Annotated in this window: 8 protein-coding genes and 2 pseudogenes; 6 read left to right on the top strand and 4 right to left on the bottom strand. The window is 58.3% G+C overall.

What is annotated here, in order from left to right:
- Positions 1-355, bottom strand: a pseudogene (locus AO068_RS19745) (phage late control D family protein); the annotation flags it as partial.
- A gap of 596 nt (positions 356-951) precedes the next feature.
- Between AO068_RS19745 and AO068_RS19740 the strand changes: the two are divergent.
- From AO068_RS19740 to AO068_RS19725, 5 genes are all read left to right on the top strand, one after another.
- Positions 952-2,490, top strand: coding sequence for a cryptochrome/photolyase family protein (locus AO068_RS19740; RefSeq protein WP_058409233.1), 1,539 nt, complete (start codon positions 952-954; stop codon positions 2,488-2,490).
- Positions 2,487-2,630 (top strand): DUF2256 domain-containing protein, encoded by a 144-nt coding sequence (locus tag AO068_RS27300; protein WP_080394996.1) that lies wholly within the window; start codon positions 2,487-2,489, stop codon positions 2,628-2,630. The genes AO068_RS19740 and AO068_RS27300 overlap by 4 nt, the downstream gene beginning before the upstream one ends.
- Before the next feature lie 146 nt (positions 2,631-2,776).
- Positions 2,777-3,205, top strand: coding sequence for a DUF2231 domain-containing protein (locus tag AO068_RS19735; protein WP_058401950.1), 429 nt, complete (start codon positions 2,777-2,779; stop codon positions 3,203-3,205).
- Positions 3,202-4,494 carry a PQQ-dependent sugar dehydrogenase gene (locus AO068_RS19730; protein ID WP_058409232.1) on the top strand — a complete coding sequence of 431 codons (1,293 nt, stop codon included), beginning with the start codon at positions 3,202-3,204 and terminating at the stop codon, positions 4,492-4,494. Before AO068_RS19735 ends, AO068_RS19730 begins: the two co-directional genes overlap by 4 nt.
- A 369-nt stretch (positions 4,495-4,863) precedes the next feature.
- The gene (locus tag AO068_RS19725; protein ID WP_058409231.1) at positions 4,864-6,063 is read left to right on the top strand and encodes an MFS transporter; all 1,200 of its coding nucleotides are present in this window, start codon (positions 4,864-4,866) and stop codon (positions 6,061-6,063) included.
- Positions 6,064-6,123: 60 nt separating this feature from the next.
- Here AO068_RS19725 and AO068_RS19720 read toward each other — a convergent pair whose 3' ends face one another.
- Positions 6,124-7,764 carry a methyl-accepting chemotaxis protein gene (locus AO068_RS19720; RefSeq protein ID WP_002552778.1) on the bottom strand — a complete coding sequence of 547 codons (1,641 nt, stop codon included), beginning with the start codon at positions 7,762-7,764 and terminating at the stop codon, positions 6,124-6,126.
- Between the two features lie 288 nt (positions 7,765-8,052).
- On the bottom strand, positions 8,053-9,048 hold the full coding sequence (locus AO068_RS19715) for an aldo/keto reductase (RefSeq protein ID WP_044320592.1): 996 nt from the start codon (positions 9,046-9,048) through the stop codon (positions 8,053-8,055).
- 157 nt (positions 9,049-9,205) lie between these two features.
- Between AO068_RS19715 and AO068_RS19710 the strand changes: the two genes are divergently transcribed.
- Entirely contained in the window at positions 9,206-9,928 is a 723-nt protein-coding gene (locus AO068_RS19710; RefSeq protein WP_058409230.1) for a haloacid dehalogenase type II, read from the top strand.
- Between the two features lie 25 nt (positions 9,929-9,953).
- On the opposite strand, the pseudogene AO068_RS19705 reads toward AO068_RS19710, so the two are convergent.
- Positions 9,954-10,471 (bottom strand): annotated as a pseudogene (locus tag AO068_RS19705) (GNAT family N-acetyltransferase).
- Between the last annotated feature and the right edge of the window lie 134 nt (positions 10,472-10,605).

Here is a 10,605-nt window from a genome sequence, read left to right as displayed (position 1 = left end):
GTGTGCTTTTCCTGATTGTGATCGAAATAGAAGAACAGGCCTTCGTGTTCCAGCAACCTCAATACAAAGGTCAGATCGCTTTCACGGTACTGAGTGATGTAACTGTGCGTCTTGAGTGGCTGGCTGAGTTGAAACTCGAAGTCGGGCAATGCGCCGTAGGCNGTCGCGAGAGCATCCACAGCCATGGGCTTAGCGTGGCGCTGTAGCGGGCCAGGCCGCCGTCGCTGCCTTCCAGGCTGAAGGTGCTGATATAGCCATTGATGAAGCGCGATTCGCCGGTGGCGAGTTCTATTGCCAGTTGTGCAGGCTGGCCGATCTGCGATTTGAGCTCCAGGCTGGCATCGCGGCTGATCATCGACAACTCGAAACTGAACAGCTCGGACAGGCTTTCAGTGCCGGAAAAACTTTCCAGCAGGAGTTCCTGTTCGTCACGGGCAACGGTCGTCAGCTTGATCAAACGACGGTTTTGTGGCGCAAACAGCGCCGTTAGATCCTTTAACATTGTTGCTCCGTTATAGAGTCAGCGCCTCTTGCCGGTTGAGAGTGCTGTATAGATAGAGATTGAGGAGTTTATACATTTCTTGCCGGGCTTACACTTTGAAATTGCAGGGATATGTCATCAACGATGCCACTCCTGATGCGGCAGTTAATAATGTGGGATGGCTAACAAGGGCGCTGGTCAATTCACAAGAAGATTTATGCACTTTTAAAAGCGATGGCGCTGACACGTGTTCTCATCTCTGACAATTGGCTTTGCGCGGACCAGTCAAGACCTGCAACAACCATGACAGGTAACTCATCGAAAAACGCTATGAAAATCTTGTACATGAAATTACATTGGTACAAGTTTTGCGGCTTCGGAGTATTGGATAGCTGGCCCTGAGGTACAGGTCAATCGTCTGACGCCACAGCTTTTCAGATTCTTGCAGACGCCATGCGGAGCCTTTTCCATTGACCGAATCCCCCCATCTCCACCTCGTCCTCGGTGATCAACTGTCTTTCGACCTGGCGTCCCTGAAAGACCTGAACCCAGAGCGCGATACGGTCCTGTTGGTCGAGGTGATGGAGGAGGCAAGCCATGTGCCGCATCATCCGCAGAAAATCGTGCTGATCTTCAGCGCCATGCGTCATTTTGCCGAGGCGCTGCGCGAGCGCGGCATTCGGGTGCAGTACGTCATGCTTGATGACCCGCAGAACACCGGGTCGGTGCCGGGTGAGTTGCGGCGCTGGCAGGCCCTGCTGCAAGCCAAAGAGCTGCACGTCACCGAGTGCGGTGACTGGCGGCTGGAGCAGTCGATCAAGGACAGCGGGTTGCCGATTCAATGGCATGCCGATACGCGCTTTCTCTGTTCCCGCGAAGAATTTTCGTCGTGGGCGCAGGGTAAAAAGCAGTTGCGCATGGAGTTCTTCTATCGGGAGATGCGGCGCAAGAGCAGGCTGCTGTTGAACGGCGATGGCACACCGGTGGGCGGTGCCTGGAATTTTGATGCGGAAAACCGCAAGGCGCTGCCCAAGGGCGTAGCGGCGCCTTACCCGATGCGCTTCTCGGCAGACGGGATCACTCGCGACGTGCTGACATTGGTAGCTGAACGTTTTGCCAGTCACTACGGTTCGCTGGATGATTTCGATTACCCGGTGACGCATGTCGATGCACAGGCGCTGTGGGACTACTTCCTCGATTTCGGGCTGGCCGGTTTCGGCGATTATCAGGACGCAATGGCCACCGATGAGCCGTTTTTGTTTCACGCGCGGATCAGCGCTGGGCTGAACATCGGCCTGCTGGATCTGCGTCAGGTCTGCAGTGACGTGGAGTCCGCGTACTGGTCGGGCAGGGTGGCGCTGAATGCCGCCGAAGGTTTCATTCGCCAGTTGATCGGCTGGCGGGAATATGTGCGTGGCGTCTATTGGTTGAAAATGCCCGAGTATGCTGATGGCAACCTGTTCGGCAACAGCAGGCCGCTGCCGGAGTTTTACTGGACCGGCGAGACGAAGATGAACTGCATGAGTCAGGCGATCGGTCAGAGCCTCAAGCACGCCTATGCCCATCATATTCAGCGCCTGATGGTGACCGGCAACTTTGCGCTGCTTGCCGGTATCGTGCCGAACCAGATCTGCGAGTGGTATCTGGCGATTTACATGGACGCTTTCGACTGGGTCGAGCTGCCCAATACGCTGGGCATGGTCATGCACGCCGATGGCGGCTATCTGGGTTCCAAGCCCTATTGCGCAAGCGGCCAGTACATCAAGCGCATGTCTGACTATTGCCGTGGCTGCGCTTACAAGGTCACTGAAAGCACGACTGACGATGCCTGCCCGTTCAACGCGCTCTACTGGCACTTTCTGATGCGCCATGGCGATCTTTTGCGGCGCAGTCAGCGTATGGGCATTATTTACAAGAACCTTGATCGCATGGCTGAACCCAAACAGCAGGCGTTGTGGGAGCGGGGCGAGGCGTTGCTGGCCAGGCTCGATGCTGGAGAGGCGCTTTGAAAAAGACTGAGCTGCCGGTCAAAACCTGTGTGGTCTGCGGGTTGCCGTTTACCTGGCGCAAGAAGTGGGCACGCTGCTGGGATGAGGTGCGCTACTGCTCTGAACGCTGTCGTCGAAACAAGCCATCGGCGAGCCAGTAACGCTTTCAAAATATTTCGAAATGAAAAGTGCTGAACTATCGCTTCGCCAGAATGATCCCTTTCTATGCGCATTCAGCGCGACCCCGACAGGCGAGTGCATTCGCACTGAGCATTGATCCAGGGTCGCCGAACGAAAAGGAGCCGTCATGACCGTAACCACCCATCCCGACTACCGATATACGCCAGGCCCGCTACACGCGACCCTGCTCGCCGGAACCGTGCCTTTGTTTCTTGGCGGATTGCTGAGCGACATCGCCTACTACCAGACCTTTCAGATTCAGTGGAGCAACTTTGCCGCCTGGTTGATTGCCGGAGGCTTGCTGTTCTGCGGGCTGGCGTTGCTGTTCGCACTGGTCAATCTAGTGCGTGCGGATCACAAGGCCGGTCGTCCCGTGGTGTACTTCCTGTTGTTGCTGGTCACCTGGGTGTTGGGGCTGGTCAATGCTTTCGAGCATGCGAAAGACGCCTGGGCGGTCATGCCGTCTGGCTTGATCCTGTCGGTCATTGTTACTGTTCTGGCCTGCGTTGCGACGTGGACCGGGCTCACCAGCCTGCGTTCCGGAGGTGCAGAATGAAAAATATCCACGCATTGACTGCATTGAGCATGGCGCTGCTGCTGAGCGCCTGCGGTGGTGAAGCCGACAGCACTCAGGCGCGCGGACCGGACCCGAAGTTGCCGGACCCGCAACGCGGCCTGTTGCCGAGCATGAAGATTGCCGAACCGACGGCTTGGGGCGATCAAAAGCCTGCCGTGCCTGAGGGTTTCAGTATCACGGCGATTGCCAGTGATCTGAATATTCCACGTCAGTCCATCGTTTTGCCCAATGGCGACATCATCGTTGCCGAAGGGCGCGGCGGCAGCGCTGCCAAGCTCAAACCCAAAGACGTGATTGCCAGCGTCATCAAGGCCCAGGGCAACACCAAGGTCAAGAGCGGTAATCGTCTGACACTGTTGCGGGACGCGGACGGCGACGGCAAGTATGAGCTGAAAACGGTCTTTGCCGAGAACCTGAATGCGCCCTATGGCCTGGCCTTCGCGAACGGCAAGCTGTACGTGGCCAACCAGGATGCGCTGGTCAGCTTCGATTATCAGGACGGTCAGACCAAGGCCAGCGGTGAGCCGGTCAAGGTTACCGATCTGCCTTCGGCGATCAACCACCACTGGACCAAGGCACTGACTGTCAGCCCTGATGGTCGCTCCCTGTACGTTGGCATCGGCTCGAACAGCAACGTGACCGAGCGTGGCATGGAAGTCGAAATCGATCGCGCGATGGTCTGGCAGATCGACGCCGCAACCGGTGCCCACAAGCCTTATGCGACCGGTCTGCGTAACCCGACCGCGTTGACGATTCAGCCGGGTACCGGGCAGTTGTGGACGGTGGTCAATGAGCGTGACGAGTTGGGCCCGGACCTGGTCCCCGATTACCTGACCTCGGTGAAGGAGGGCGCGTTCTATGGCTGGCCGTATAGCTATTGGGGCCAGAACGTAGACACGCGTGCCCAGCCACAGAACCCGGCCAAGGTCGCTGCGGCGATCAAGCCGGATTACAGCCTGGGTTCGCACGTTGCCGCTCTGGGTGTGGATTTCTCCATCCCGGCCATGGGTGACAAGTTCGCTGACGGCGTCTTCGTTGGCGAGCACGGCAGCTGGAACCGCGATAATCCGGTGGGTTACAAGGTGATCTTCGTGCCGTTCAGCAATGGACGTCCTGCCGGCGAGCCTGTGGATTTCGCAACCGGTTTCCGCGGAGCTGACGGCAAGACTCGCGGTCGGCCAGTGGGCGTGACGGTTGATCCGAAAGGCGCACTCATCATCGCCGACGACCTGGCCAACACCGTCTGGAGAGTGACCCGCAACAAATAGGTCACGACTGCCTGTGTGATCATTCCCATGCACCGCATGGGAATGCCTTTGACACTCTGCGCTAGGCAATGAGCCTCGACGCGGAGCGTCAAGAACTGCGTGCCGTCGCAGAGCGTCGGCACGATAGTCGGTCAGTGATCGTTCCCATGCTCCGCGTGGGAACGCCGTTCGTGACGCTCTGCGTCACCCACGAAACCTCGACGCAGAGCATCGGCCTGATAGCCAGTTTCCGCAGAAATTATCGCGGGTCGTTGACACAGAATTTCTCTCGCAAGGTGGCTTCGTCAAGGCTTTACACGGTAGGGTTACGCGCATCCACGCGCTGGCCCGACGGGTCAGCTGCTGACATCCCCGAATTCTGGAACCGCTGTGAGTCGTTTTGAAACTGCTGGAAACCTCGTAATAAACCCCGCTTCATGGTGGGCTGTAGGCAGTGTATCCCTTGGGTCATTCGCTACCGTCACTACTGAATTTCTCCCTGTCGGGCTGCTGCCCGATATTGCTCGTGACCTGGGGACCAGCATCAGCCAAGCGGGCTTGATGATGGCTGTCCCCGGCATCCTAGCGGCCATTTCAGCACCTTCCTGTATCGCTCTGTTCAGTCATGTTGATCGCAAGCGCCTGCTGCTGGGGCTGCTGTCGATATTGCTGGCGTCCAACCTGATCGTGGCGCTGTCGACGCACTTCTGGCTGACGCTTGCCGGCCGGGTCCTGCTTGGCTTCGCACTGGGAGGTTTCTGGACGATTGCCGGTTCGCTCGGGCCTCGCTTGAGGCCCGGCAAGGAGGGCGTAAAGGCCACCGCGTATGTGTTGGCGGGCGTCTCGATCGGAACTGTTGCCGGGATTCCGGCTGGCACGTTGATCGGTGAAGCGTTCGGCTGGCGGGCGGCATTTGAAACAGCGGCAGTGGTCACAGTTGCCGTGGGTTTGTTGATTGCAACCTTGCTGCCTGCGCTACCGGGCGAGCGCTCTGCCGGCATCAGTCAGATGCTGTCGCTGGCTGGCGAGCAACGCATTCGCCGCATGTTTGCCGCTGCACTGTTGATCTATGTCGGGCACTTCGCGGCTTACACCTACCTCGCGCCCTTCGTGCAGGAGTTCGCGCATATCCAGGGGCAGGCCCTGGGTGCATTGCTGTTCGCCTTCGGTCTGGCGGCGGTGGCAGGCAATCTGGCCGGTGGAGCCCTGGCAGCCAGAAGCGCACCGTCCTCGGTGCTGATCATGACCCTGCTGATGCTGGGGTCGCTGACTGCGCTGCTGATGTTTGTCGGCAACCCGTGGCTGCTCTGGCCGGTGATTCTGGTTTGGGGATTCGCTTTCGGGATGATCCCCATCACCACGCAGATCTGGTGTTTCGAGGCCTCCAATGATCGCGTGGAAGGTGTTCAGGCGCTGCTGGTCTGTGTGGTGAATCTGTCGATTGGCGGCGGGGCGTTCATCGGCGGCGTGGTGTCCGGTCGGGCCGGCTTCACCGCCGCCATCGTCATCGGTGCGGTATGTGCCGCACTGTCCATGATCACCGTTGCGCTGGCGCTGCGCCGCTCCAGGCCGGTCATTTGCACAGACTGATTAACCGCTAATGAGGTATTCGGCGATGCAGCATCCATCGCCGAATACCTGCTCACACCGTCAGCCTGCTTTGAAAAACGCGACCTTGCGGGTAAGGCGATCTGCAAGCTGTGCCAGCTCTTCGCTGGCGCTTGCCACCTGCTGCGATCCATTGGCGGACTTGAGTGTCGAGTCGTGAATGCTGTTGATGTTCATGGCAACATCTTCTGCCACCGAGCTTTGCTGAACCGCAGCGCTGGCGATTTGCGCATTCATGTGATTGATCGCGCCCACTTCCTGATTGATTCTGGACAGAGCACTTTGTGCGTTGCGTGTCTGGTCAACGGCGCGATTGACCAGTTCGCAGCTGTCGCGCATGTTCTGCGCCGCAGTTTCAGTACCGCCTTGCAGCGTGCTGATCATGTTTTGAATTTCCTGGGTCGACTGCTGGGTACGATTCGCCAGGGAGCGAACTTCATCGGCGACGACCGCAAAGCCTCTGCCGTGCTCACCCGCACGGGCTGCTTCAATGGCCGCATTGAGCGCCAGCAGATTGGTTTGCGAGGCAATCGAGTTGATCACCTCGATCACCGTTTCGATCTGCTCGCTGTGCCTGGACACCTGCTCCACAGTATTTGTTGTTTCAGTCAGCGTGGCCGCCAGTTGCTCGATGGCAGTGGTAGTGCCTTCGACAAGGCGGTTACCGGTCGCCACTTCGCTGTCTGCCAAACGTGCAGCGTCCGCTGCCTGTGCTGCATAGCCCGAGACTTCATTGACCGTGGCGGCCATCTGGCTGATGGCGGTCGCCACCTGTTCGGCTTCACGGGTCTGCACCATGATCTGGGTATTGTTGGCAGATGAAGCCGCCGACAGCACGGTGGATGATTGGCTGACCTCTTGGGCAGCCGTCCTCACCTCTGTGATGGTTTCCGAGAGACGAGTCAACGCGGTTTTCAGTACGCCCATGACGCTGTCGGGATGCGCGGTGGTGATGGTTTGCTGCAGATCGCCGGCCGCCAATCGTCGAATGGCCTGCGCAACCTCTACAGGCTCCGCGCCAAGCGTCTTTTTCACAAAGCGAATGATGAAAACCGACAGCACGATGCTCAGCAGCACGGCGAAAGCCGTTGCCAGCAGCATCAGGCCACGGAACTGGCTGGCGGTCGCCTGCACATTATCCAGCTGAACCCTGATCGAGGCTTCCTCATGGTCGATGAGCGCGTTGATGCGCTTCAGCCATTCGCTGTAGTCCCCCGATGTCTGGCTCAGCAAAAGGGCCTGGGCACCGGCGATGTCACCGGTACGGCGCAAGGCAATGACGCTTTTGGTAGAGCCCAGCGTCTGCTGTTCGATTTCCTTGATGCCACGCAGCAGTTGCCGCTCTTCGGCACTTACGGTCGGCCTGGAGAACAGTTGATCCATCGGTGCAGCCGAATCGATGTAGTCCTTTTCCAGCCGGGTCATCTCTGCCAGATGGAGCGCGAGGTCCTGATCATTGTTGACCAGCACCGCATCGCGCAGGGCGATCGCCCGGTTATGCACGCTGCCACGAAAGTTGATCGCATAGCGTTGCACCTTTGCGGCATTGTCTCCAACGTCTTCCAGGGTGCTGTCGATGAAGCCAACCCGCTGAATGCCGACAGCGGTGATCAATATGAGCAGTGAAACGACCGCGGCAAACCCCAAGCCGATGCGGGTAGCCAGAGAAACCGGATTTTTCATGGAAGGAACTCGAACGGGGGAAGTGGATAAAGTCGAATCAAGCGCTGGCAAACGGCCATTCATTGCGAATAGTCAGACAATACCGTGCAGCCGGTCGGTCGCCCAATAGATATTTGCGTGCGGCGAGATAGAAAGGTGTTATTTCAGAAGTGTGTGACAGTTACGAGGGTTGTGATGATGTGTTCATAAGATAAGCGTTGCTGGCCACCGTTCTATCGGGCAACGGCGGTCCATCAGGTTACCGGCGACGCTGTAACGTTCGCCGGCGTTGGGTTTCTGCTGCGCCGGTCAGACGAAGCCGGTCACCAGATGCGGTACATACGGTGCCTCAAGGCGCTGGATCTCTTCGTCGCTGAGCACCAGCTCCAGTGCGGCGATGGCATCGTCCAGTTGGGACGCTTTGGACGCGCCGACAATCGGCGCTGAAACCCCTCGTTTGGCCAATACCCAAGCGAGTGCGACCTGCGCCATCGGCACACCCCGTTCTGCTGCGACCTGTTCCACAACGTCGATCACCCGGCCGTCTTCTTTTTCCGTCGCCTGGTAAAACGACTGACCGGAAATGTCGGTCCTGGTCCGCTCGGTCTGCTGCCCATGGGGCCGGGTCAGCCTGCCACGCGCCATCGGGCTCCAGGGCATCAGGCCGACACCCTGATCGATACACAGCGGGATCATCTCGCGTTCTTCTTCGCGATACACCAGATTCAGATAATTCTGCATGGACACAAACTTGCTCCACCCGTGCGCGACCGCGACCTGCTGGGCCTTGGCGAACTGCCACGCATACATGGACGAGGCGCCGATGTATCGGGCTTTGCCTGCCTTGACCACATCGTGCAGGGCTTCCATGGTTTCCTCGATGGGCGTGTCATAGTCCCAGCGGTGAATCTGGTACAGGTCGACATAATCAGTGCCGAGCCGCGTCAGGCTCGCATCGATACTGGACATGATGGCTTTGCGCGAGAGCCCTTTCTCGTTGGGCCTTGTCGAGCCTTCCCACATGTTTGCCGGGAAGAACACCTTGGTGGCGATCACGGTTTCGTCGCGGCGCGTGAACTCTTTCAGCAACTTTCCGACGATGGTTTCCGAGGTGCCTGCCGAGTAGCTGTTGGCGGTGTCAAAAAAGTTGATGCCTTGCTCGACGGCGTGCTTGATGATCGGTCTGCTTGCTTCTTCGCCCAGTGTCCAGGGATGCGTTCCGGCATCAGGTTCGCCGAAGGTCATGCACCCAAGGCACAGTCTGGAAATATCCAGCCCTGTGTTTCCAAGCTTCACGTAGTTCATGAATTCTCCATCCATCGTTGATTGGCCAGTCGCCGACCGGTTTCGATATCACTCATTACCTCTTCAACGAGGGCAATGTCTGCCCGGAAACGACTGTCCTCCGAGCGACTGCTTGTGTAGAACTATAAGCGACGATACACATTACCGGAGCGATAATATGGCCAGATTTGCACAGGTGGGTTTTCTCGGGTTCGACGTATTCGGCACTGTTGTGGATTGGCGAGGTGGTGTGGCACGCGCCGCGGCGCCCTTTCTGCTGCGTCATGGCGTGAACGTCGACCCCCTCGATTTTGCCGATCAATGGCGCGGGCTCTACCAGCCTTCCATGCAGCGCGTTCGCTCGGGTGAGCGTCCTTTCGTGACACTCGACGTACTCAATCGCGAGAGCCTCGAAACCGTGCTGGCGCGGCACGAGGTGGATTTCGGCAGCATTCCGGATACCGAACTCACGGAGCTTAACAAGGCCTGGGAACGGCTGGACCCATGGCCCGATTCCGTCGCCGGCCTCACGCGGCTCAAACGCAGGTTCTCGATTGGCACGCTTTCCAACGGGCATATTGCCGGCATGCTCAACCTGGCAAAGTTCGCTGGCTTGCCGTGGGACGTGATTGTCGGCGCGCAAATCGCGGGCTCTTACAAACCAACGCCGCAGACCTACCTGAAATCGGCAGACGCCGTGGGTCTGGCCCCGCAAGCAGTCGCGATGGTGGCTGCGCATAATTCCGACCTCGCGGCAGCCCGTGCGAATGGCTTCAAGACCGTGTTCGTCCGACGCCCGTCCGAGCACGGGCCAGGCCAGACGTCTGACCTTACTGCCGAACAGGACTGGGACATTATTGTCGATTCCCTTACCGACGCAGCCGAGGCGCTCGGATGCTGAGCGCAGATAATGGCTAGGGGATAACTCACTCCCGTAAATCCTTCCACATATGCACCTTGGAGACGAACCTGCTGCCTACGGCAACTGCAAGTGGTTCAACGCCAAAGGTCACAAAGCCCATGCGCTCATAAAGCCCCTGTGCTGCGGCATTACCCTGCGTGACGGTGAGCTGTACGACCAGAAGCTCAGGACGGGATCTGGCATGCTCGAGCACGCTGCACATCAACTGGTAGCCAATGCCTCTTTTTCTGTGAGCCTGAGGCACGTACATCCCGAAAGGGTTGACTTGTGCCGGGCCTTATTTCGGGTTTCAACTGACAGTCCGGCTACGCCCAGCAGTTGACTGTCTTCAACGGCGGCAAACACCGCTTCGGTCGAAGCATTGCTGTCATCCAGTCTGTTTTCCCACCATTCGCCAGGCAGCGTTTCACGTTCTTTTACATCAGAGGTAAAGGCGTCCGGGTGGCGATCATATGCCTCAAGCATCAAGGCGCGATAAGCCACTGCATCGGTCGGTGTCAGTCGTCGGTAAGTAATGGTCATGAAAGCAGGATTCGTCTGATTCAGGCGTCGAGTATTGCACCCGGAGGCGGGAAAAGTCTTAACCGCACGCTGGGTTTTAAACAGATGTCGGATTCGCGCAGCAGTGCCGTTTGACGGACACTTTGGGGGTTTGT

It is taken from the genome of Pseudomonas sp. ICMP 3272 (genome assembly GCF_001466905.1).
Taxonomy (GTDB): Bacteria; Pseudomonadota; Gammaproteobacteria; order Pseudomonadales; family Pseudomonadaceae; genus Aquipseudomonas; species Aquipseudomonas amygdali.
The sequence above is the reverse complement of the archived record's forward strand: the minus strand, read 5'-3'. Positions and strand labels throughout refer to the sequence as shown.

Bases quoted from the DNA above. Each gene is read 5' to 3' on its own strand.
- AO068_RS19735 (WP_058401950.1), top strand. From the start codon at position 2,777: ATGACCGTAACCACCCATCCCGACTACCGATATACGCCAGGCCCGCTA.
- AO068_RS19730 (WP_058409232.1), top strand. From the start codon at position 3,202: ATGAAAAATATCCACGCATTGACTGCATTGAGCATGGCGCTGCTGCTG.
- AO068_RS19720 (WP_002552778.1), bottom strand. From the start codon at position 7,764: ATGAAAAATCCGGTTTCTCTGGCTACCCGCATCGGCTTGGGGTTTGCC.
- AO068_RS19715 (WP_044320592.1), bottom strand. From the start codon at position 9,048: ATGAACTACGTGAAGCTTGGAAACACAGGGCTGGATATTTCCAGACTG.
- AO068_RS19710 (WP_058409230.1), top strand. From the start codon at position 9,206: ATGGCCAGATTTGCACAGGTGGGTTTTCTCGGGTTCGACGTATTCGGC.